Origin of the sequence: Sandaracinobacteroides saxicola, from assembly GCF_014117445.1 — a bacterium.
GTDB classification, from domain to species: Bacteria; Pseudomonadota; Alphaproteobacteria; order Sphingomonadales; family Sphingomonadaceae; genus Sandaracinobacteroides_A; species Sandaracinobacteroides_A saxicola.
On sequence record NZ_CP059851.1, the window covers coordinates 3,277,693 to 3,300,496 of the forward strand.

Sequence of the window (22,804 nt, forward strand, 5' to 3'; positions counted from 1 at the left end):
GGCCTTCGGCGCCGGGGGAGAGGGAGGTCAGCGACCCCGGGCGGCGAGGCCGAGGAGGCCTTGCCAGGCGAGGATGTCGCCGGGGGACTGTGGCGCCTTGATGGCGCGTTCCAGCGTCAGCATGCGGTCGAGCGCGGCGGCGAGGGCCGGAGTGCGCCAGCGTTGCAGCTGGGCGGCGGTGCGGTCCTTGTCTTTCCAGAAGACGGGGGGGCGGGCGGCGTCCACCGCGGCCTGCGCGCTCCTGCCGCCATCCATGGCGGCGCGCAGCTCGGCGAGCTGCATCAGCTTGCGGGCCATGGCGCGCAGGACGGGGATGGCGCTGGTGCCGTCGGCCGCGAACAGGGTCAGCTGGCGGTCGACCGCGGCGGTGTCGCCATCGAGCAGGGCGTTCACGAAAGCGTCGATTTCGGCTTCGCCCGAATCGGCGCCGAGGGCGGCGAGATGATCGGGTTCAAGCGCTTTCGGCGCTTCGGGCGAGGCGTCGAGCCAGAGGGCGAACTTCTCCAGCTCCTGCGCGATCAGCCCGCGGTCGCCGTTGGTGGCGGCGATCAGCTGCCGCAGCGCGGGCCGGGAGAGTTTGAGGCCGAGGTCGCGCGCGCGGTCGCCGGCGAGGCGGCCCGATTGGTCGGCGTTCAGGGCATAGTTCTGGAAGGCGAGCGCATGGCCATGCGCCTCGGCGGCGGCTTTCAGCTTGCTGGCCTTGCTGAGGTCGCCGGCGATGAGGAGGACAGGGTTGCCGGCGGCGGGCGCGGCCAGCAGCAGCTCGACTGCCTGGGTGATGGCGTCGGCGGCGCCGGTCACGCGGATGACACGGGCGCCGCCGAACATGCTGATGGCGGCGGCTTCATCCGCCAGGCGCGCCGGATCCTCGGCCAGCTGCGCGGGCGAAAGCTCAGTGATGCTGAGCGGATCGCCGGGGTCGGCGAGTTTGGCGGCGAGCTGCGCGGCCATGTCGCGGGAGGCGGATTCATCCTCGCCATGGAACAGGGCGAGGCGCAGGGTGGGCGGCCAGGCGGCGAGAAGCTGGGGGAAGCCGTCCTTCGCGGCCTTCATTGGCCCTGCCGGGCGTAGAGCGAGAGGCGGGCGACGATCTGGTCGGCGACGGTGTCCGCCAGCCGTTCGAGCGCGGTGGTCTCGGCAGCGACGGTCGCATATTCGGAGCCGACGACATCGATGCCGGCATCCGAGCCGGCGGTGGCGTCGAGCACCGGCTTGTCGCTGCCGACCGGCGTGAGCTGATAGCGGGCGCGCAGCGTGCGGCGTTCGCGGATGATCGAATTGTCGCCGCGCACGCCGAAGCCGTCGATGCGGTCGTCGAGCGCGATCGTCAGGCGGTAGCGGACCTCGCCGCCTGGTTTCAGCCGCTGGTTGAGGCGGTCCCGCATCAGGAAGCCGGCCTTGTCGGGGATGGGGGCGATTTCGATCTGCGACAGGAGCGTGGCGGTGGGGCCGGCCTCCCCGCCGGAATAGATGGGCGTGAGGCCGCAGCCGGGCAGCGCCAGCAGCAGGGCGAGGGCGGCGAGCCTAGGCGACAAGGTTCACCAGCCGGTCAGGCACGACGATGATCTTCTTCGGCGCCACGCCGTTGAGGGCCGCGGTGATTTTCGGCAGCGCGAGGATGGTCGCCTCCACGCTATCGCGCGCCAGGCCCTTGGGCAGGGTGGCGGTGTCGCGCAGCTTGCCGTTGACCTGGACGGCGTAGGTGACGCTGTCCTCCACCAGCAGCGCGGGATCGGCGACGGGCCAGGGGGCGTTGGCGATGAGGCTGGTGTTACCGAGCGACGCCCAGGCTTCCTCCGCCACGTGCGGGATCATCGGGGCGACGAGGCGCAGCAGCGTGCGGGCGGCGTCGGCGCGGGTGGCGCAGGGTGATGCGCGTTCGATGGCGGTCGCCAGTTCATAGGCGCGGGCGACCGCCTTGTTGAATTGCAGCCGGTCGATGTCCTGGGTGATGCCGTCGATGGCGCGGTGGAGCGCGCGGGCGAGCGGCAGGTCTTCGCCGCTGCTGGTGTCAGCCCCCAGCGCCCCGATGCGCCAGACGCGCTGGACGAAGCGCCAGGCGCCTTCGATGCCGGCCAAGGACCAGGCGAGGTCGCGTTCCGGCGGCGAATCGGAGAGCATGAACCAGCGCGCGGCGTCGGCGCCGAACTGGTCGATGATGGCGTCGGGATCGACGACATTCTTCTTCGACTTCGACATTTTCTCGGTGCGGCCGATGGTGATGGGGGCGCCGCTGGCGATCTCGACGGCGGTATCGCCGCGTTTTTCGACCAGCGCCGGTTCCAGCCACTGGCCGTCGGCGTTGCTGTAGGTCTCGTGCGTGACCATCCCCTGCGTGAACAGGCCGGCGAAGGGTTCGGTGAGGCCCAATTGCCCCATGTGCGCCAGCGCGCGCGTCCAGAAGCGGGCGTAGAGCAGGTGCAGGATCGCATGTTCGACGCCGCCGATATATTGGCCGACGGGAAGCCAGGCCTCCGCCTCGGCACGGTCGAAGGGCCTGTCCGCCGGCTGGCTGGCGAAGCGGATGAAATACCAGCTGCTGTTGGTGAAGGTGTCGAGCGTGTCGGTCTCCCGCCGGGCGGGTGTGCCGCAGGCGGGGCAGGGGACATGTTTCCAGGTCGGATGCCGGTCGAGCGGGTTGCCGGGGACATCGAAGCTGACATCCTGGGGCAGCACCACCGGCAGGTCGGCGCGGGGGACGGGGACGGCGCCGCAATCCTGGCAATGGATGATCGGGATCGGCGTGCCCCAGTAGCGCTGGCGGCTGACCCCCCAGTCCCGCAGGCGGAACACGGTGGTGCCCTGGCCCCAGCCTTCGGCCTCGGCCCGGGCGATGACGGCGCGCTTGGCGCTTTCCACGTCCAGGCCGTTCAGGAAATCCGAATTGATGATGCGGCCGGGGCCGACATACGCCTCGTCAGCGATGGGCGTGTCCTCGTCCCCGACCTCCGCGACGACGCGCGGCACGGGCAGCATATATTTGCGGGCGAAGTCGAGGTCGCGCTGGTCATGCGCCGGGCAGCCGAAGATGGCGCCGGTGCCATAGTCCATCAGCACGAAATTGGCGACAAAAACGGGCAGCGTGCGGCCGGGGATCAGCGGGTGGGCGACGCTGAGGCCGGTGTCGAAGCCCTTCTTCTCCTGTGTCTCGATCTCCGCCGCCGACGTGCCGCCGGCGCGGCATTCCGCGATGAAGGCGGCGAGCAGCGGCTGCGCGGCGGCGCAGGCGGTGGCCAGCGGGTGGTCGATGGCGACGGCGGCGAAGGAGGCGCCGAAGAGGGTGTCCGGGCGGGTGGTGAAGACGTCGAAGGCGGCAATGCCGTTGGCGTGAGGGGACTCCCCCACCCCCGGCCCCTCCCCTGAAGGGGAGGGGAGATGGAAGGTGAAGCGCAACCCTTGCGACTTCCCGATCCAGTTTTCCTGCATCAGGCGGACTTTTTCCGGCCAGGCGTCGAGCGATTTCAGGTCGTCGGCCAGTTCGCCGGCGAAGGCGGTGATGCGCAGGAACCATTGGGTGAGCTTGCGGCGCTCGACCGGCGCGCCGGAGCGCCAGCCGCGGCCGTCGATTACCTGTTCGTTGGCCAGCACGGTCATGTCGACCGGGTCCCAGTTTACCCAGGCGTCCTTCCGCGTCACAAGGCCAGCGTCGAGCATGTCCAGGAACAGCGCCTGTTCGTGGCCGTAATAATCGGGTTCGCAGGTGGCAAGCTCGCGGCTCCAGTCCAGCGCGAAGCCGAGGCGCTTCAGCTGCGCCTTCATCGCGGCGATGTTGGCGCGGGTCCACTCGCCGGGATGCACCCGTCGTTCGATGGCGGCGTTTTCGGCGGGCATGCCGAAGGCGTCCCAGCCCATCGGGTGCAGCACCTCGTGCCCCTGCATGCGCCGCGCGCGGGCGATCACGTCGCCCATGGTATAGTTGCGGACATGGCCCATGTGGATGCGGCCCGACGGGTAGGGGAACATCTCCAGCACGAAGCTCTTGGGTTTCGGGCTGGCGCTGTCGGCGCGAAAGGTGCCCTCCGCCTCCCAGCGCGCCTGCCAGCGGGCATCGGCGGCCGCAGGGTTGAACCGGCTGTCACTCATCAGTTGGCGCCGGCGGCCGCCTGCCGCAATTCGCGCGCGCGCGTCAGGATGGCTTCCTCCAGCTTCTGCACGGTGCCGGCGCGCACCGGCGCCTCCACCCAGCCGGCGGCGCCCATCGTCTGGCGCGTGGCACTGACCTGCAGCGCATCCGCGCGCAGCGCGCCATCGAGGATGGCGACGGAGACCTTCACCCGCTCGTTGGGCAGCTGCGGGTTGTTGAACCAGTCGGTCAGGATGACGCCGCCGTTCGAATCGACCTGGGCGAGCGGCATGAACTTCAGCGTTTCCAGGCTGGCGCGCCACAGGAAGCTGTTGACGCCGATCTGGGTGACCTTGGTGGCCTGCGCCAGCTCGGTGCGCACGCGATCTTTCTTGCCGCAACCGGCGAGCAGCCCGAGCGCGGCCAGCGCGATGACGGCAACGGTGGTTGCGTGGCGGGGACGGGCGAGGACCATGGGCTACTCCAGCAAGAACAGGGGCACGCCATAGCGGTGCGGAGGGGGAGCACGCAACCATGCAGTCGGGCGCGTCCCGCCTGATGAGTGTCATGGAAATGTCAAATGCTGTGGGCATTTGGCAACAGGGTTGTTCGCTTTCCATTCAGGATGGCGGAAATAAGGCACAAAGGATTGACCGCGCCTGTCGCGTATGGATGATGGAGTCATGGAGTCGTTCGGGGCCTTCGACCGTGCAAAACCGGCTGCCCGCCTGCTGGCGGGGCTGCTGCTGTGCGCCGCGGTGCTGGCACCGGCGACCGCGAATACCGCGCCGCGGACGAAGGCGAAACCGCAGGTGACGACGGAGAGCGAGACCGCGGCCTATCGCGTGAAATCCAATGCGCTGCCTGACCTGACGCCGCCGACGCTGGATGTCAGCCGGTTCGCCTTCACCGCGCCCGGCCGCGTGTCCGGCGCGCGGGTGGCGACGGTGGAACGGGGATTTCGCTTCACCCCGGCCGGCGCGAGCGACCGGCGGGCGATCGCGGTGGGCGTGACCAGCCGGGTCATCACGGCCAGCGCCGCGCCGACGGGCAGCGCCGCGGTGCGGGCGGCGAATGCGGCGTCCGCCGCTGATTTCGGCATGATGCCGAGCAGCTATAATGTCGACCTGTCGGTCGGCTGGCTGGGCTTTGCCGTCAACGGCGGGATCAGCCGGGTGGATCAGGGGCTGGCGCTTGGCCGGCGGGACGGGGTCGATGTCGGACTGAGCTATCGCGGCAGTCGCTGGCGCACCGCCCTGATGGCGACCGCCGAGCGGGGCGGACCGTTGCTGATCGACCGGCGCAAGCCCGAGGAGCGTTATTCGTTCGAGGCGACCGGCGCCTATCTGCTGTCGCCGGGCGTCGCGGTGACGGGCGGCGTGCGCTATCGCCTGACGCCGGTCAACCCGACGCTGCTTGATCCGGACCGCGAGGACCGCGCGGTGTTCGTGGGCGGCGCGCTGGCGTTCTGATTGGCTGACGGTCAGTCCGGCCCTGCCGTGACACGGCATTCGAAAATCGCCTAACATTCCCGCGATCCTTGCGGGAGACGATGATGCGCGCGATTGCCCTGGCCCTGCTGCTTGCCGCGCCGCTGCGGGCGCAAACCGCGCCGCCCGTCACCGCGCCCGCCGCCCCGCCGGCGTTCCCGCCCAATGCCGAGGCCGATCGATACGCGCCGCTCGATCCCGTGCCGGGCTGTGGCGAACGGGCGCTGCCGGCGGCCAGCGCGCCACGGCTGCCGGATGCGGCGTTCGCGGCGATGCGCGCCTATCATGACAGCCAGAAGGGGCTGGGGCTGCTGGTGATGGTGGACGGCAAGGTGGAGCGCGAACTCTATGCGCCGGGCATGGGCGCGGCGACGCGGACGGCGACGGCGAGCATGCACAAATCGGTGCTGGCGCTGCTGACCGGGATCGCGATCCAACGGCGGCTGATGCCGGGCGAGGACCAGCCGCTGTCGGCGTTCCTGCCGGTGGCGGGTGACAAGGGGGCGGTGCCGCTGCGCGCCTTCCTGACCATGTCCTCCGGCATGAGGAATTACCGTTTTGCCGAGCCGGAATCGCGGCGCATCGCGCTGGGGCCGGGGATCAGCGACGTGGCGCTGGCGGCGCCGATGGAGAAGCCGTTCGACAGCGAGTTCAAGTACAACAACGCCAACAGCCAGATCCTGGGGGAGGCGCTGAGCGCGGCGGTGGCGAAACGCGGCATGACCTATGCCCAGGCGCTGTCGACGATGCTGTGGTGCCCGCTGGGCAATGCGCCGGCGACGCTGTGGGTGGAGGCGCCGGGCAAACCACGATTCTATGCCGGGCTGAACGCCAACCTGCGCGACTGGGCGCGGATCGGCGAGATGATCCGGCAACAGGGCAAGGTGGGGCGTCGGCAGGTGGTGCCGGCGGCCTGGCTGGCGAAGATGACGGCACCGTCGAAGGCGAGCGCCAACTATGGTTACCAGATGTGGCGCGGCTCGCCCTATGTCGCCGTGCGGCGCTATTCCCCCGAATCGCCCACCACCGTCGCGCAATCCGCACCCTATCGCGCGGATGACGTGCTGTATTTCGACGGGTTCGGCGGCCAGCGCGTTTACATCGTGCCGTCAGCGAAGCTGGTGATCGCGCGGACGGGCGAGACCAGCATGAGCTGGGATGACGCGGTGCTGGTGAACCTGGCGCTGGACGGGCTGAAGCGGTAGGCCGTTTAACGAGCCCAGAAATCGATGGCGGCGAAGCCGTGGCTGCCCAGCGGGGCGAGGCGGTGCTGGCGGGCGGGGGTCATGCCGCCCAGCGCGATGACGGGCACCGGCGAGCGGCGGGCCAGCGTGGCGAAGCGCATGGGGCCGAGGGCGCGCGCGCCGGGGTGGCTGCGGGTGGCGAACACCGGCGAGAGGAAGATGAGGCCGGCGCCGAGAAGCAGCGCGCGGGACAATTCGCGTGGGGTGTGGGCACTGGCGGTGAAGGGGCGGGCGGGCGCGCGGCGCGACCAGCGGGGGACGTGGGTGAGCGATGGCAGCGGCAGCGGCTCGCCGGCGATGACCAGCAGCAGGTCGGGGCGGGCCTTCACGATCCGGCGGGCGAGCGCGAGGCGGCCGGCGGGCGGCAGGCTGTAGTGGCGCAGCACGATGCCGGCGCCGGGCGGCAGGCGGGCGAGGGCGGGCGACAGCGAGTCGCCCAATCGCTCGTCGGTGAAGAGCCAGTGGCGGGGCCAGTTGCGCAGCGGCATGCGGGCTTATAGAGCGCATCGCGGAAAAGTGGGAACCGGTTTTCCGCAAAAGATGCGCGACAACAATAATCTAACCCCAGATGCATTTTGATTTCATCAAAATGCATCTGGGGTTAGGCAAGGGTGATGCGCAAGGCGAGTTTACCCGATTATGCCGCCGTGGAGGGCGATGCGGCGGCGCGGCTGGCAACCGTGCGGGCGCGGCTGGCCGATGCGGCGGCGTTGGGCGGCCATGCGCCCCCGGCGCTGATCGCCATCAGCAAGACGTTCGGGGCGGAGGCGATCCGGCCGCTGCTGGAGGCCGGGCAGCGGCGCTTCGGCGAGAATCGCGTGCAGGAGGCGGCGGCGAAATGGCCGGCGCTGAAGGCGGCGTTTCCCGATGTGGAGCTGCATCTGGTGGGTCAGCTGCAATCCAACAAGGCGGCCGACGCGGTGGCGCTGTTCGATGCGATCCACAGCGTCGACCGGCCCAGCTTGGTGGCGGCGCTGGCGCGGGTGCGGCGGGAGCCGATGCCGACGCTGTTCGTGCAGGTGAACATCGGCGACGAGCCGCAGAAAGGCGGCTGCGCGATCGCCGACCTGCCGGCGCTGCTGGCGCAGGCAGCCCAGGCGGGGCTGGCGGTCACCGGCCTGATGGCGGTGCCGCCGGCCGGGCTGGACCCGGCGCCTTTCTTCGCGCTGCTGGCAAAGCTGGCGCGCAGGCATGGGCTGCCCGGCCTGAGCATGGGCATGAGCGCGGATTTCGACACCGCGGCGATGCTGGGCGCCACCCATGTGCGGGTCGGAAGCGCGCTGTTCGGGGAGCGGTAGTTACACCGCCGCGCGCAGGGCCTCCACCAGGTCGGTCTTTTCCCAGCTGAAGCCGCCGTCGGCGTCGGGCGTGCGGCCGAAATGCCCATAGGCGGCGCTGCGGCGATAGATCGGCCGGTTGAGCTGGAGGTGGGTGCGGATGCCCTTGGGCGTCAGCCGGACGAGCGCCGGCAGCACGGCTTCCAGCCGGTCCTCCCCAACGGTGCCGGTGCCGTGCAGGTCGACGTGCAGGCTCAGCGGTTCGGCGACGCCGATGGCGTAGCTGATCTGGATGGTGCAGCGCTTGGCGAGGCCGGCGGCGACGATGTTCTTGGCAAGGTAGCGGCACATGTAGGCGGCGGAGCGGTCGACCTTGGTGGGGTCCTTGCCGCTGAAGGCACCGCCGCCGTGCGGCGCGGCGCCACCATAGGTGTCGACGATGATCTTGCGGCCAGTGAGGCCGGCGTCGCCATCGGGGCCGCCGATCTCGAACAGGCCGGTGGGGTTGACATAGATGTCGGCGTCGTCGGCCGGCATCCAGCCGTCGGGCAGCACGTCCGCCATCACCCCCTTCACATAGTCGCGCAGTTTCGCCTGGTCGTAACCCGCGGCGTGCTGCGTGCTGACCACCAGCTTGACGGCGCGCACCGGCACTTCGTTTTCATAGGCGAGCGTCACCTGGCTCTTGGCGTCGGGCTCCAGGAAGGGCGCGACGCCGCTGTGGCGCAGTTCGGCGAGGCGTTGCAGGATCTTGTGGCTGTAATCCAGCGTCGCCGGCATCAGGTCGGGCGTCTCGTCGGTGGCATAGCCGAACATGATGCCCTGGTCGCCGGCGCCCTCATCCTTGTTGCCGCTCTCGTCCACGCCCTGCGCGATGTGCGCGGACTGACCGTGCAGGTGGTTTTCATAATGGGCACTGTTCCAGTGGAAGCCGGTCTGTTCATAGCCGATGTCGCGCACCACCTTGCGGACGGCGGCCTCGATCTCGTCGCGCACGCCGGGGGCCCAGCCGGCGGTGTCGGGATATTTCTGCTCGTCGAAGCAGGGGGCGCAGCGGATTTCGCCGGCCAGCAGGATGCGCTGCGTGGTGACCATGGTTTCGCAGGCGACGCGGGACTGCGGATCCTTCCCCAGGAAATAATCGACGACTGCGTCGCTGATCTGGTCGGCGACCTTGTCGGGATGGCCTTCGCTCACTGATTCGCTGGTGAAGATGAAATTCCGGCGGGGCATGGGCGTTCCTTGTCGCAAAGCTGCCGGAGCGCATAGCGGCGACGCCATGGGGAGGCAAGATTTGACTTAAAGACTTGCTTAAATCTTTCTCTCCCGTTGCAAAGCGAGGGTTGCGCCCAGCAGCAGCAGGCCGAAGACCAGCGTCAGGCCATGGCCCCAGCGGGCGAAGGGCGTGGCGGGCGCGGCGCCGGGGACGCTGGCGGGCAACACCGCGGCCTGCGCCATGCCGACGCGGGCGAGGACCTGCCCCCGCGCATCGATCACCCCGCTGATGCCGGTGGGGGTGACGCGCACCACGGGCAGCCCTTCCTCGATGGCCCGCAGCCGCGCCTGCGCGAAATGCTGCGGCGGGCCGGAGGCGCCGAACCAGGCATCGTTGGAGACGGTCAGCAGCCAGGCCGGCCGGTCCGCGGCGACGACGCGCGCAGGAAAGATGATCTCGTAACAGATCTGCACGCCGAAGGGCGGGATGCCGGGCAGGCGCAGCGTGCGCGGGCCGGGGCCGGGGCGGAAATCGAGGCTGCCGGGCACCAGGCGGGCGAGGCCGAGCGGTTCCGCGAGCCAGCGCAGCGGCAGATATTCGCCGCCGGGCACCAGATGCGCCTTGTCATAACGGGCGCGGATGCGGCCCTTCGGATCGAGCGCGAACAGGCTGTTGGTGGCGGCGGTGGCGGCGCCGCTGCCATCCCGAAGGACGGCGACGCCGCCGGTGAGCAGCATGCCGCGCGGCGGCAGCGCGGAACCGATCACGGCGCGGAGCGCGGGTTCCTCCTCCAGCAGCATTTCGATCGCGGCCTCGGGCCAGATGATGACCGGCGTGCCGCTGCCGGGCGTGATCGACTGGGTGAGCGCGAGGTAGCGGGTGAGGATGGTGGCATCGCTGTTGGGGGCGAGTTTCTGGGCCTGGTCGATGTTGGCCTGGACGAGGAAGAGCTGCACGCCGGGGAGCGGCGGCGGGGGCGCGGGGCGGATGCGGGGCCACAGCAGGCCCAGCGCCAGCACGAGGGGGAAGACGGCGACCAGCGCCGCACGGCCGCGCTCGCCACGCCCGCCGATCAGCGCGGCGAAGCTGCCGGCACAGAGCAGGGCAAGGCCGGAAAGGCCGATGGCGCCGATGACCGCCGCCAGCGCGGCGACACCGGGCAGTTGCAGCCAGGGCGCGCCGAGCGGGTTCCAGGCGAAACCGGTGAACAGCGTGCCGCGCAGCCACTCGCCCGCCATCCAGGCGGCGGCGAACAGCAGCGCCCGGGTGACGGCGGTGCGGGCGAAGCGGACGGTCAGCGCGGCGGCAAGGCCGGGATAGACGGCGAGGAAGGCCGACAGGCCGACGACCGCGACCCAGCCCATCCACACCGGCATCGCCGCCTGGAAGCCGAAGGCGGTGGCGATCCAATCGAACCCCAGCGCGAAATGGGCAAGGCCGAACGCCCAGCCGAGCGCGAAGCCGGCGCGGGCGGTGGTGGCCCCGTTCAGCAGCAGCAACAGCAAGGTGCCGCCGAGCAGCACAGGGGCGATATTTTCCAGCGGCGCGAAGCCGGTGGCGGCGATCAACCCGGCCAGCGCCGCCAGCAGCAGGCGCGCGGGCGGCGGCAGGGCGGCGAGGCGCGCGGCGGGCGGCGTCATATCAGGTCCAGCGCGCCCAGTTTCGCCGCGAGCTCGGGGGGCAACGCCGCCGCGTCGCCGGCGTCGGCGAGATCGGGCGGCGCGTCCTCGGGCGTCAGATAGCGCCAGCCCTGGTGCGAGCGGCGGGCGCTGGCCAGCGTCGGGATGACAGGCGGGTGCAGCAGGATCGCGGTGGCGCCGTCGAGCGGGCGGAAGCCGACCAACGCCTGGCGCGCGACGATGCGGTGCTTGATGATCCAGAACAGCGAGCCGCCGGCCATTTCCGCGGCGCGGGTGGGGCCGTTGCGGGTGGTGAGGATGACGGCGCCGTCCGGTCCGCGCCCGGCGAACTGCGCCTGGCGTTCGGCGATCTCGGTCCACTCGGTGCAGCCGAACGCCACCCTGCTCATGTGCAGCATCAGCCGGTCAGCCCGGCGAGGGAAGCGAGCGTGAGGAAGGCCAAAAAGCCCATGGTGTCGGTGGTCATGGTGACGAAGACGCTGCTGGCGACCGCCGGGTCGGCGCGGAAATGGTTGAGCGTGACCGGCACCAGCACGCCCGCCAGCCCCGCCACCATGATGTTGAACAGCGCGGCAGCCGCGATCACCGCGCCCAGCTGCATGTTGCCGAGCAGCACCGCCACGCCCAGCCCGAGCAGCGCCGCGATGGTCAGGCCGTTCAGCAGCGCGACGCGGATTTCCCGGCGGATCGTGCGCCAGGTGTTCGCCTCGGTCAGCTGGTCGGTGGCGAGCGCGCGCACGGCGACCGCCATCGTCTGCGTGCCGGCGTTGCCCCCGATCGAGGCGACGATGGGGGTGAGCGCGGCGAGGATGACCATCTTCTCGATCGTGCCTTCGAACTGCGCGATCACCGTGCTGCTGATGAGCGCCGTGCCGAGGTTGGCGATCAGCCATTTCACCCGGGCCTTGTAGCTGTCCAGCACCGGCTCGTTGATGTCGCCGTCGCCGGCGCCGGTCATCTTCAAAATGTCCTCGCCGGCCTCCTGGCTGATGATGTGGACGATGTCATCGACGGTGATCACCCCCACCAGCCGGCCGTCTTCATCCACCACCGCGGCCGAGATCAGCGCATATTTCTGGAAGCGCAGTGCCACTTCCTCCTGGTCCATGGTGACCGGGATCAGCGTCTGTTCGCGCTGCATGACGTCGGCCACGGGAATGTCGCGCGGGGTGGTGAGCACCCAGGACAGGCGCATGGTGCCGACCGGCTTGTGCGCCGGATCGACGACGAAGATTTCCCAGAAATCCATGCCGGTTTCGGGATGGTCGCGCAACCAGTCGATCACCTGGCCGATGCCCAGATGTTCGGGCACGGCAATCAGCTCGCGCTGCATCAGCCGGCCGGCGGATTCCTCGGGGTAGGACAGCGCGGTCTCGATGGCGACGCGGTCGTCGGGCGCCATCTCGTCGAGGACCGCCTGCGCGTCCTCCGGCTCCATCTCCTCGATCAGGGCGACGGCGTCGTCGGTGTCCATCTCCGACACCGCCTCGGCCACCTGCGCGGGTTCCAGCGTGGCGATCACCTCGTCCCGCACCCACTCGTTCATCTCAGAGAGGGTGTCGGCGTCGAGCATGTCGCCCAGTGCGGCGGCCAGCGGTTCCCGCCAGTCGGTCGCCAGCTGTTCGAACAGGTCGGCCAGGTCGGCGGGGTGCAGCGGCGTGGCCAGTTCGCGCACCCGGGCGGCATCGTCGGCCTCCAGCGCCGCCTCCACCGCGCGCAGGAAGTCGCCACGGAGGCGGTTGTCCTCGACGGCGGGCGTGGTGGCGGCGTCGCTCATCATTCTGGCATTAGGCGCGCGCGCGGCCGGTTGAAAGGGGTCAGACGGTCGCCCGCCGCGCCGCGGCGGTGCCGGCGAGGCGGCCGAGCGTGGTGGCGGTAAGCAGGCCATTGCCGGCAAGGTAGCCGCCGGCGCCGCGCCCGCTGATGCCGCGCGCCGCGCCGCCGGCGGCGAACAGGTTGGGCAGCGCGCCGCCACCGCCGCGCAGCACCCGGGCGTCGGGGTCCACCACCAGGCCGCCCTGGGTGTGGAACAGCGCGCCGGTGACGCGGGCGGCGAACCAGGGGGCTTGCAACGGCGTTTTACCAGTGAAATCCCGGCCGAAGGGGCAGGTGGCGGCGCCGTTCACGCAGGCTTCCACCTGCGCGGCGGTGCGTTCCAGCGCCTCGGCGGGCAGGCCGCAGCGGGCAGCAAGCTCGGCGAGGCTGTCGGCCTGAATGATGGCGCCGGCAGACAGCGCGTCGCGATAATCGTCGAACTGGCGCATGACGGTGTCGCAGCGCGCGTCGAAGACGCTCCAGGCGGACTTTTCCGGCTGGGCGACGACCTTCACCGCCTGCTCGCTGTAGCCGAGCGACTCGTTGCTGAAGCGTTCACCGCGGCGGTTCACCTGAAAGCCGCCCTCCATGATGAGCGGCCACAGGATCGGGATGCCATGGCCCCAGGCGAGGCCGCCATGGCCCTGGTAGGCGTCCATGTCGGCAAGCGCGGCGCCCAGCGCCTCCCCCCAGCGCAGCGCATCGCCGGTGTTGCCCGGGTGGCCGTGGAAGGTCGCCTCCAGCATCTCCGGGATGTGGCGGGCGACGAGGTCGCGGTTGCCGGCGAAGCCGCAGCAGGCGAGGATGAGCGTGGTGCAGGCGATGGTCTCGCGCGCGCCGTCGGGGCGCTCCACGGTGACGCGGCGGACAAGGCCATCGGCGTCGGCATCGAGCGCATCGGCGCGGGCATCGGTGAGCAGGTCGACCCCGGCGCGGCTGGCGGCGGCGGCAAGCGCGGCCATCAGCTCCTCTCCGGTGCGGTTGGGCGTGCCCATCATCCGCCGGGCGCTGTGGCCCGGATAGAGGAAGCCGTCGACGAGCGACAAGGGCACGGCGTGCGATTGCAGGAAGGCGATGGTGGCGGCGCTTTCGGCGGCCAGATGGGCCGCCATCACCGGATCGGTGCTGCCCTTCGTCTTGGCGATGATGTCCGCGGCGAAGCGCGCCGGGCTGTCGGCGATGCCGGCGGCGGCCTGTTCCGGCGTGCCGGCGGCGGGGATCAGGCCGGTGGACATGGCCGTGGTGCCGCGCGGGCTGCCGTCGCGCTCGATCACCAGCACGTCTGCACCCGCGCCGCGCGCCGCGAGTGCCGCCGTCAACCCGGCGGCGCCCGCGCCGATGATCACGACGGGGTAATGAATGTCGTCCATGCCCCCCTTATGGGGCGGGATCGGCGCCCTTCACCAGCGCGAACACCATTTTCCTCAGGATGCGGACAGCTTCCGGGACCGACAGGTTCTGCTGTTCGCGCAGGCGCTGCCAGGTTTCGATGGAGAGCAGGGCGTTGAGTGCCTCGAACAGGTCGAAGTCGGCGCTGACCCAGGCCGGGAACACGCGCGTCAGTAAATCCCGCTGGATGGCGGTGAGGCGGCGCGATTCGGCGGCGACAGCGTGGCTGCGGTGTCGGTAGATGTCCATCGACGCCTTGTAGGGCATGACCTGCTCGAACAGCGCGCTGCGGCGTTCGATCACCGCGTCGAGCACGCCGGGCCAGTCCAGGGTGGCAAAGGGGGCCGCTATGGCGGGCGCGACGCGCTTGTTGATCTCGTTGGCGATCTCCAGCTGCAACGACCCCATGTCGTCGAAGTGGCGGAACACCGACCGCAGCGAGACCTCGGCATGGGCGGCGATCTGTTCCGCGGTGGGGGAGACCTGGCCGCGGTCGATCAGCGCGATCATCGCGGCAAGGATGCGGCGGCGCGATTCCGCGCTGCGTTCCCGCCGGCCATCGACCTTCGGTGCGGGGGTGGGGGTGCGCAGCGTCGTCGCCACGCCATGTGCTGCCAGGGTCGCCATACGCCTCGTCCTCTGCTGCATGAAGCTTGTGACAGGAGCCTAGGCATAATCCGCCGGGCGGGCATAGCGGGGGGAGCGGCCCGACATGGTGAAACGGGCAGTTCGCGCGCCGGATGACGGCACGACGGTCCGAGACCGTTCGAGAAATTGTTCAGGCCGTTGGCGAGAACGTTGATTTGTGAGCACCGGAGCGCAGCGTGCTTAGGGCACGTGAGCACCGGAGCACAGCAAATCGACGTTCGCAGCCCGGCATGGACGATTTATCGGACGGTCTCTCAGTGTTGCACCTCGATCCCCAGGTCGCGGATCAGGTCATAGAGGGTGGGACGGCTGATGCCGAGGATCTTGGCGGCGCCGCTGATGCTGTTGTCGCTGGCCATCAGCGCGGCGGTGACGGTGCGGCGATCGGACAGGGTGCGGGACTGGCGGAGCGTCATCAGGCTGTTTTCGACACCGTCGGCAAGGTCGAGGTCGGCGGGCGTGATGGCGGCGCCGTCGGCCATGATGATGGCGCGCTTCACCCGGTTTTCCAGTTCGCGGACATTGCCCGGCCAGCTGTGGGTGGAAATCGCGGCGGCGGCCTGCGGGCTGAAGCGGAAGGGGGCGCTGGGACGGTCGGCGCGGAAGCGTTGCAGGAAATGGTGGGCGAGCAGCAGGGCATCGCCCTCCCGTTCCTTCAGCGACGGGATGTTGATGCTGATTTCGGCGATGCGATAGAAGAGATCGTCGCGGAAACGGCCGTCGGCGATCATCTTCTTCAAATTCTGGTGGGTGGCGCAGACGATGCGCACGTCGACCTCGATCGGCTTTCGGCCGCCGATGCGTTCGACCACCCGTTCCTGGATGAAGCGCAGCAGCTTGACCTGAAGCGGCAGCGGAATGTCGCCGACCTCGTCCAGGAACAGCGTGCCGCCCTCGGCCAGCTCGATCTTGCCCGGCGTGGTCTTGATGGCGCCGGTGAAGGCCCCCTTTTCATAGCCGAACAGTTCGGCTTCGAGCAGGTTTTCAGGGATGGCGGCGCAGTTGATGGCGACGAACGGCGCCTTGGCCCGGCGCGACGTGGCATGCAGGCCCTGCGCCAGCACTTCCTTGCCGGTGCCCGAGGCGCCGAGCAGCAGCACCGAGACATCAGTGGACGCCACCCGTTCCACCATGGTGGCGACCTTCAGCATCTCCGGCGAGCCGGTGATCAGCCGGGCGAAGGGCGTGGCGGTGGCGCTTTGCAGCAGGCGGCGGTTCTCCGCCTCGATCTCGGCGACATGGAAGGCGCGGCCGACGATGAAGCCCAGGTCGTCGATGTCGACCGGCTTCTGGTAGAAGTCGTAGGCGCCCATGCCGATGGCGCGGCGCGCGCTTTCGCGGGCGCCGTGGCCGGACGCGACGATCACCCGGGTATCGGGATAGCCCGACAGGATGGCTTCGAGCGTGGCGAACCCCTCGCTGGTGCCATCGGGGTCCGGCGGCAGGCCCAGGTCGAGAGTGACCACGGCGGGGGTGTGGGTGGCCATGGCGGCCAGCGCGCTTTCCCGGTCGCCGGCGACCACCACCTCATAGGCCTCATAGGCCCAGCGCAGCTGGCGCTGCAGTCCGGGGTCGTCCTCGACCACCAGCAATATGGGCTTGCTCTCACTCAATCCTCATGTCCTCGACAAGGCCGGCCGACCGGCGCGCTGGCGGTGCAGCGGCAAGGTGATGGTAAAGGTGCTGCCTTCGCCCGGCGTGCTGCTCACCTCCATCCGGCCGCCATGCTGGCGGACGATTTCCCGCGCCTCGTGCGCGCCGATGCCGAAGCCGCCGGTCTTGGTGGAGCGGAAGGGTTTGAACAATTCCTCGCGGATGAAGCCGGCGGTCATGCCATGGCCGCGGTCCGCCACGGTCAGTTCCGCCAGGGCGCCCCGCCGCCCGAGCGTGACCGTGACCGGCGCCTCGGGCGCGCTGGCGTCGATGGCGTTCTGCACCAGATGGGTGAGCATCGCCTCCAGCCGGCCCTCGTCGCCGGGCAGCGGCAGCGGCAGGTCCGCCCCCTCCAGCCGCATCGCCCCATGGGCACGGCGCTTGGCGGCGATCACCATGGTGGCGATGCGGGCGAGATCGGCGCTGCCGGCCTGCGGCTCCGGCGCGCTGCCGCTTGCCTTGCCCATCAGCGCGAGCAGGTCGTTCATCTTGGTGACGCTGTTGTTCAGCGTCGCCACCATGTCGGCGCGGAATTCCGGGTTGTCAGCGTGGCGTTCGGCGTTGCGCGCAACCAGGCCGACCTGGCTGATCAGGTTCTTGATGTCGTGCATGACGAAGGCGAAGCGGCGGTTGAACTCGTCGAAGCGGCGCGATTCCTCCAGCCGCGCCTGCGCCGATGCTTCGGCAAGGTAGCTGGCGCCCTGGCTGCCGAGGGTACGCAGCAGGTCGAAATCCTCCCAGTTGAGGTCGCGCAGCACCAGGCTGCGTTGCAGCAGCAGGATGCCGCACAGCTGCTCGGCGCGGATCAGCGGGATGGCGAGCCAGATGTCGGGAGAGGCGGCCGCCCAGGCCGGCAGGCCGAGGCCGGCATAGTCGCCGCGGCCGTCGCGGATCTCGTCGAACGCCACGACGCGGCCGCTTTCGGCCAGGAACAGCGGCAGCGCGGCGCCCTCGGCGATCACCGGGGAGGGCAGCGCATCCCATTGCCAGCGCGCGGTTTCGGCAAAGCCCCGGCCGTCGACCGGCTCCAGCAGCAGCGCGCCGGGGCTTTCCATGATGCGGGCGATCGCCATCGCCAGCCGCTCCCGGATCGGTTCGGCGCCGGTTTCCGAGCTGATGGTGTCGATGAAGCGCAGCCATTCGCGGCGGTAATCATAACGGTAGCGGTAGAAGTTGCGGGCGATGCGCACGCGCATTTCGGCGCGGAAGCGCGGCGACAGCGTGACCAGTGCGCCGAAGATCAGCGTGGTGGCGAGGAAGGTGACCTGAAGCAGTTCCCCCCAGTCCCCGCCGGTCAGCCGCAGGCCATAGGCGAGCAGCGACATGGCGATGAGATAGGCGCCGATGACCAGGAAGCTGATGGTGTGGAAGGCGGCCTGGCGGCTGATGCGCAGGCGGGCGACATGGTCGCGGCGCGTGGCGAGCCACAGGATCGGCACCGCGAGCGCGTTCACCGCGCCGCGGATCTCAATGAGGTCGGCACTGCTCTGGCCGAGCAGGAACTGCAGGGTGTAGAGGTTGAGATCATAGGCGAAAATGGCGCCCAGACCGACGCAGAGCAGGCGCGGCGCCAGCGTCACCTGCTGCGCGCTGTTGCTGTAGAGGTTGTGCACCAGCACCAGGCCGGAGATGGCGACCACCAGGCGCGAGGCGATGAACAGCAGCGCGGCGGCGGATTGCTGGTCCAGCGGCAGCGCGCCGCTGAAATCGATGAAGCTGTCGATCACCAGTTGCAGCGCGATGACGAAGCCGAGCATAAGCGCGACGAAGAAGGAGGAGGAGGGCCGGTCGTCGAGGCCGAAGCTGTCCTTCAGGATGAACACCAGCACGCCCACCCAGGCCGCCGTGCGCAGCGTTTCCGCCTGCGACAGCCACAGGCCATAATCGCCGCCATAACGGGCGGCGAGGACATAGATGGCGGCCCAGGCGGCGGTGATGATGGCGGAGAAGGCAATCGCCAGCCGCATCGGCTCGATCCCGCGACGCAGGCAGAGCAGCAGCGCGAGCGTGAGGAAGCCGGCGCAGGCAATGGCGTGGCTGAACAATCCGATTGTCTGTGAAACGGCCATGCGGCTTCGAGCGACCCCCCAGTGGACAAAATGCGCGCGCGACCGACTTTTGCCGATGATAGCGCGAAAGTCCAAGAAGTTCAAAGAGGTTTGATGCCGTTAACCATTCGCTATGGTTTCGCGGTCTTCAGGAGACCTTGGATATCGGCAGGCGGGCCGCGATCGCCTGCGCCAGCGCCCGTGCCGCGAGCGCGCGGCCGGTCGGCCCGGGGGCGCCGGCATAGACCAGTTCGGTGCCGCCCAGGCGATGCCGGCGGACATAGGGCCGGTTCCAGTCGGTTCCCGGCGGCGGCGCGGCATAGGGAATGGCATCAGGCAGGCCGGCGAACATCAGCGTCGAATGCAGGAACAGCGTGTCGGTGTTCTCCGCCATGAACTCGATGGGCAGCGCCACCGCCAGCCGGTCGCCGCGCGCCGCCGCCTGGCGGAACACTTCCCCGGTGGAAAGCAGCCGGTCGTGCGGATCCTCCCGGCCGTCGGCGAAGGCCTCCTGCGCGCTGACCACCGTGACCCGCGACCAGCCGCGCGCGCGCGCCACCGCCGCCAGGCGCGGTTGCAGCGCCGCGGTCAGGCGCGCGGCATTGCGCGTCCACAGGTCGCGTTTCAGCGTGGCTTCGGGCAGGCCGTGCAGCGACATGATGACGGTGACCCCGGCGCCGGGCGGGGCGGCGGCGGGCAGGGCGTTGGCCAGCTGTTCCTGCCACAGCGTCAGGAAGGCGGGGCTGTCCGCCATCTGCGCGGCGATGAGCAGCCGCGGCCGCTGGCGGCCGGGCTTTGCCGCCACCCAGTCGTCGATCATCGCCACCAGCGGCGGATAGCTGCCGCGCAGCTCCTCGAAGCTCGACTTGATCGGCAGCGCACTGGCAAGGACGAGCGTGTCGATGCCCTGGTCCAGCACGGCGTTGACCGCGCGCCGCTTGGCGGCCTTGTCGAAGGCGTCGACCAGCGCGGCGCCCGCGAGCGCCGGATGGGCGGCGCGCAGCTCGGCGAAGGCCTGCGCCACCATCGCCTCGGTCTCCGCCTGCTGCGGCAGGATGCCGCCCGGCAGCCGGCCGTAATAGAGGTAGCGCGCCTTCAGCATCGCCCGCTGCGCGGTGCCCGACGTGCCGCCGGCGCGGAAGCGATAGACGAAGCTGCCGATGTCGGCCGCGGTGCCGTCGCTGGGGGGGACCCAGTCCACCTTGCCCTCCCGCCACTTGTCCACCCAGGGCACACCGTCGATGTCGGCGGTGCGGCCCCAGATGTCGGCGAGCAGGCGCGGCGTGAAGGGTTCGGTGCGCGCCGGCTGCGTCGGGTCGAGCAGCGCGACGCCGGTATCGCGCAGCGCGATCAGGTTGATGGGCCAGGGGATGGCGACGCGGCTGAGCTTCTCGACGAAATTCTCGTAGAACACCGGCGAATAGCGGGTCGGCTGGATGAGCGCGACGACCAGCACGCCGGTGCGGCCGGTGGCGCGGGCGTTCGGCGGCTGTGCCCGCCACGCGGCGACGGCATCGAAGCCTTTCGGCTGATTCTGCCACCAGACCAGCCCCGCCAAGCCGGCAAGGATGAGCGCGACGGCGGCGACGACCAGCGGCCAGCGGCGGCGTGGCGTTTCGTCCAGCGGATGGACTGGGGGGGATGAGGCGCGACGTCCGTAGCGACCAGCAAGCCGGCTCCGGTCGCCGCGCCTTCCTCCCCCCGGAGGCACCGAAATCAGAATTTAAACCCGGCGCGCACCCCGAAGGTGCGCGGTCGGGGCAGATAGGCGATGAAGGCACGGCCCGGCGCGAACCCCTCGGGGCGGCCGAAATCGACGTTGCGCTGGGCACTTTCGATGCGGCGGTCGTCGAACACATTGTCCAGATAGGCGGTGACGCTGAAGCCCGCCACCTCGATGCCGGCGCGCAGGTTCATGCGCCAATAGCCGGGCAGGAAGGCGAGGTTGCTTTCGTCGGTGAAGCGTTTCGACCGGTGGCTGGCGTCTGCTTGCAGGAACCAGTTGTCGCGGCCCGAGCCGAAGCCCTGCCGCCAGGTGGCGCCCAGGTTGAGCGAATGTTTCGGCGACTTGCCCACCACATTGCCGCTGAAATCGGCGCAGATGTTGCCGGCCTCGGCACGGTTCTGGTCCGACGAGGTCTGGCCGGCGGGCACGCCGCAGGCGGCAAAGGCGGCAGCATTGGACCCCGGCGGCGGGCCCTGGACATAGGATTTGAACTTGCTGTCGGTATAAGCATAGCTGGCGAACAGGCTGAGCTGTTCGGTGGCGCGAAGGTCGGCGTCGAGCTCGAAGCCATAGACCCGCACCCGGCCGGCGTTGACGATGCCCGCGGTGGTCACCACCTGTCCCGACGGCGTGATGTTGGTGTTCTGCACGCCGATCTGCTGGTCCTTATAGTCGTTGTAATAGACGTCGGCGTTGAGGGTCAGGCGGCGGTCGAGCCACTGGGTCTTCGCGCCTGCCTCCCAGGCGTTGACGCGTTCCGGGCGATAGCCCTGGCCGGTGAAGCTGACGATCTCGTTGGTGTTGAAGCCGCCGGGCTTCGAGCCCTGCGCGAAGGAGGCATAGAGCAGCGCGTCGGGCGTCGCCTTATACTCCAGCGTGACGCGCGGGGTGAACTTCTCGCTGATGAGCTGGTTGTTGATCGGGCAGGCGGCGACGACGCCTGGGGGCGGCGTGCCGGCGGGGTTGGTCGGGCTGAAGGTGGCGCCATTGGCGAATTGCGGCAGGCAGAGCGGGCGCAGGCGCGACAGCGAGGTGTCCTGCCGCCGCCAGCCGCTGGCGAGGTAGGTGATCTTGTCGCGGCCGAAGCGACCCTCCAGCGACAGCTTCAGCTGGTCGCTGATCTGCCAGGCGAGGCTGCCGAACAGGCCGAGATATTTGGTTTCCCGGCTGTTCACCACCGGGAACAGCCCCAGGTTGTTGGGCGCGGTCGCCAGGTTGAACGGCGGGCCGGCGAGCGGTGAGGCCGGATTGCGCAGCCAGAATTGCGAGCCGTTGGACAGGCTGCTGTCCTCGACGAAATATTGCGCGCCCACCACCAGGTCGATGCGCCCCAGCTTCTGCGAATAGCGCAGCTCGTTGTCGATATGCCGGTTGTCGTAGCGCAGCTGTTGCAGCACCTGCAGCGCCAGCACCGGGCCGGGCGCGGCCGGAAAATCGCTGAAATCGCCATCGGTTTCGATGTCGCTGCGGTTCTTCAGATAGCCGAAGCGATAGTCGAGCGAGCCGTCGCCGAAATCCCAGCCGATCTTGACATCGCCGATATGCTGCTTGAGGCGCATGCCATAGGGGGCCTGGCCGGTCAGCGGGTTGAGGCTCATCTGGACATTGGAGACGCCGGCGCCGATCGGGCCCACAAGCGTGCCGCGCGTGCACTGCGTCTGCTGCGCCGGCGTCAGGCCGGAAACGACCGACGGGCAGGGAATGGTGGCCGGCGGACCGGGGAAGGGCGAGTAGAGCGCCCCGGGCGCGACCAGCCGGGTGTTGGCACCGATGAAGGCGGTCGCCATGTCGGACATCTTGTCCAGGCTGTACTGATAGCGGGCGCTGATGCGGACGTCGGGCGCCGGGGTCAGCAGCAGCGAAACCGCCGCGCCCTGCGATTCGGCGGCATCCAGCCGGCTGCCGTTCACCGGATGACGATAAAAGCCGTTGTTCTCGCGATAGGCGCCGTTGACGCGGATGGCGAGCAGTTCGGGGATCAGCGGGCCCGTGACGCTGGCGGAGACGGCGCGGGTGCCATATTCGGCGACTTCGCCGTTGATCTTGGCGCCCAGCGTGAAGCTGGGCGGCGCGGTGATGTAATTGATCGCGCCGGCAAAGGCGCTGCGGCCATAGAGCGTCGATTGCGGGCCTTTCACCACCTCGATCCGTTCCAGGTCGAACAGCGCGGCGTTCAGGCTGGCGCTGCCGCCGGCGATCGAGAGATTCTCGCCCGACAGGTCCTGCCCGTCGATCAGCACGGCGACGCTGGGCCGGCCGCGTTCGGCCTGCATGCCGCGCAGCGCCGGCCTTGTGTCGTTCGGGAAGCCGCCGATGTCGAAGGTCAGCCCGGCGGTGCGGCGTGCGATGTCGTCGATGCGCACCACGCCCTCGCGCTCGATGGTGTCGGCGGTGATGGCGCGGATGGCGAGCGGCACGTCCTGGAGATTCTCGCTGCGCTTGCGCGCCGTCACGATGATGTCGCCGATGTCGCCGCCGTCGGCCCCGGCCGCCTGATTCTGGGCGCCCGCGCTGCCCGCCATGATCATCGCCAGCAGGCTGCATCCCGCCACCCGCATGCCCCGCGCGCCTGTCCGCATCATCGTCCCCTTCTTC

The 22,804-nt window shown here is 69.7% G+C and carries 18 protein-coding genes; 3 read left to right on the top strand and 15 right to left on the bottom strand.

The genetic code is table 11. From position 1 onward, the window contains the following. Positions 1 to 27: 27 nt before the first annotated feature. From holA to H3309_RS16475, 4 genes are read right to left on the bottom strand one after another with little or no spacing between them, the layout of a single operon-like run. Positions 28 to 1,053, bottom strand: a complete 1,026-nt coding sequence (gene holA, locus H3309_RS16460; protein WP_182296162.1) for a DNA polymerase III subunit delta — start codon at positions 1,051 to 1,053, stop codon at positions 28 to 30. After that, on the bottom strand, positions 1,050 to 1,535 hold the full coding sequence (lptE, locus tag H3309_RS16465; protein WP_182296163.1) for an LPS assembly lipoprotein LptE: 486 nt from the start codon (positions 1,533 to 1,535) through the stop codon (positions 1,050 to 1,052). Before lptE ends, holA begins: the two co-directional genes overlap by 4 nt. Continuing rightward, on the bottom strand, positions 1,525 to 4,083 hold the full coding sequence (gene leuS, locus H3309_RS16470) for a leucine--tRNA ligase (RefSeq protein ID WP_182296165.1): 2,559 nt from the start codon (positions 4,081 to 4,083) through the stop codon (positions 1,525 to 1,527). Before leuS ends, lptE begins: the two co-directional genes overlap by 11 nt. Beyond that, positions 4,083 to 4,538 (bottom strand): DUF3576 domain-containing protein, encoded by a 456-nt coding sequence (locus tag H3309_RS16475; protein ID WP_182296167.1) that lies wholly within the window; start codon positions 4,536 to 4,538, stop codon positions 4,083 to 4,085. The genes leuS and H3309_RS16475 overlap by 1 nt, the downstream gene beginning before the upstream one ends. A gap of 208 nt (positions 4,539 to 4,746) precedes the next feature. Here H3309_RS16475 and H3309_RS16480 point away from each other — a divergent pair, with 208 nt between their 5' ends. Together H3309_RS16480 and H3309_RS16485 are read left to right on the top strand one after the other, a co-directional pair. After that, positions 4,747 to 5,535 carry a hypothetical protein gene (locus H3309_RS16480; protein WP_182296168.1) on the top strand — a complete coding sequence of 263 codons (789 nt, stop codon included), beginning with the start codon at positions 4,747 to 4,749 and terminating at the stop codon, positions 5,533 to 5,535. Positions 5,536 to 5,615: 80 nt separating this feature from the next. Then, a complete protein-coding gene (locus tag H3309_RS16485; RefSeq protein ID WP_182296169.1) occupies positions 5,616 to 6,758 on the top strand; it encodes a serine hydrolase domain-containing protein in 1,143 nt (380 codons plus the stop codon). A gap of 5 nt (positions 6,759 to 6,763) precedes the next feature. Here the strand turns inward: H3309_RS16485 and H3309_RS16490 are convergent, their stop codons facing one another. Beyond that, positions 6,764 to 7,285, bottom strand: a complete 522-nt coding sequence (locus tag H3309_RS16490) for a thiamine phosphate synthase (protein ID WP_182296170.1) — start codon at positions 7,283 to 7,285, stop codon at positions 6,764 to 6,766. Between the two features lie 126 nt (positions 7,286 to 7,411). Here H3309_RS16490 and H3309_RS16495 point away from each other — a divergent pair, with 126 nt between their 5' ends. Further along, the gene (locus H3309_RS16495) at positions 7,412 to 8,095 is read left to right on the top strand and encodes a YggS family pyridoxal phosphate-dependent enzyme (protein WP_182298876.1); all 684 of its coding nucleotides are present in this window, start codon (positions 7,412 to 7,414) and stop codon (positions 8,093 to 8,095) included. Here the strand turns inward: H3309_RS16495 and metK are convergent, their stop codons facing one another. The 10 genes from metK to H3309_RS16545 all read right to left on the bottom strand — a co-directional run bounded on the left by metK (position 8,096) and on the right by H3309_RS16545 (position 22,791). Continuing rightward, entirely contained in the window at positions 8,096 to 9,307 is a 1,212-nt protein-coding gene (gene metK, locus H3309_RS16500) for a methionine adenosyltransferase (RefSeq protein ID WP_182296171.1), read from the bottom strand. Between the two features lie 78 nt (positions 9,308 to 9,385). Next, on the bottom strand, positions 9,386 to 10,930 hold the full coding sequence (gene lnt, locus H3309_RS16505; RefSeq protein WP_182296172.1) for an apolipoprotein N-acyltransferase: 1,545 nt from the start codon (positions 10,928 to 10,930) through the stop codon (positions 9,386 to 9,388). Next, positions 10,927 to 11,328, bottom strand: a complete 402-nt coding sequence (locus H3309_RS16510; protein WP_182296173.1) for a DUF1489 family protein — start codon at positions 11,326 to 11,328, stop codon at positions 10,927 to 10,929. Before H3309_RS16510 ends, lnt begins: the two co-directional genes overlap by 4 nt. Next, on the bottom strand, positions 11,328 to 12,710 hold the full coding sequence (gene mgtE, locus H3309_RS16515; RefSeq protein WP_182296174.1) for a magnesium transporter: 1,383 nt from the start codon (positions 12,708 to 12,710) through the stop codon (positions 11,328 to 11,330). Before mgtE ends, H3309_RS16510 begins: the two co-directional genes overlap by 1 nt. A gap of 37 nt (positions 12,711 to 12,747) precedes the next feature. Further along, positions 12,748 to 14,115, bottom strand: a complete 1,368-nt coding sequence (locus tag H3309_RS16520; RefSeq protein ID WP_182296175.1) for an FAD-dependent oxidoreductase — start codon at positions 14,113 to 14,115, stop codon at positions 12,748 to 12,750. A gap of 7 nt (positions 14,116 to 14,122) precedes the next feature. Continuing rightward, positions 14,123 to 14,761, bottom strand: a complete 639-nt coding sequence (locus H3309_RS16525) for a TetR/AcrR family transcriptional regulator (protein ID WP_182296178.1) — start codon at positions 14,759 to 14,761, stop codon at positions 14,123 to 14,125. A 275-nt stretch (positions 14,762 to 15,036) separates the two neighbouring features. After that, a complete protein-coding gene (prsR, locus tag H3309_RS16530) occupies positions 15,037 to 16,395 on the bottom strand; it encodes a PEP-CTERM-box response regulator transcription factor (RefSeq protein ID WP_182296180.1) in 1,359 nt (452 codons plus the stop codon). Positions 16,396 to 16,398: 3 nt separating this feature from the next. After that, on the bottom strand, positions 16,399 to 18,504 hold the full coding sequence (gene prsK / locus H3309_RS16535; protein ID WP_182296182.1) for an XrtA/PEP-CTERM system histidine kinase PrsK: 2,106 nt from the start codon (positions 18,502 to 18,504) through the stop codon (positions 16,399 to 16,401). A 127-nt stretch (positions 18,505 to 18,631) separates the two neighbouring features. Next, entirely contained in the window at positions 18,632 to 20,041 is a 1,410-nt protein-coding gene (locus H3309_RS16540) for a hypothetical protein (RefSeq protein ID WP_182296184.1), read from the bottom strand. A 158-nt stretch (positions 20,042 to 20,199) separates the two neighbouring features. Continuing rightward, positions 20,200 to 22,791 carry a TonB-dependent receptor gene (locus H3309_RS16545; RefSeq protein WP_182296186.1) on the bottom strand — a complete coding sequence of 864 codons (2,592 nt, stop codon included), beginning with the start codon at positions 22,789 to 22,791 and terminating at the stop codon, positions 20,200 to 20,202. Between the last annotated feature and the right edge of the window lie 13 nt (positions 22,792 to 22,804).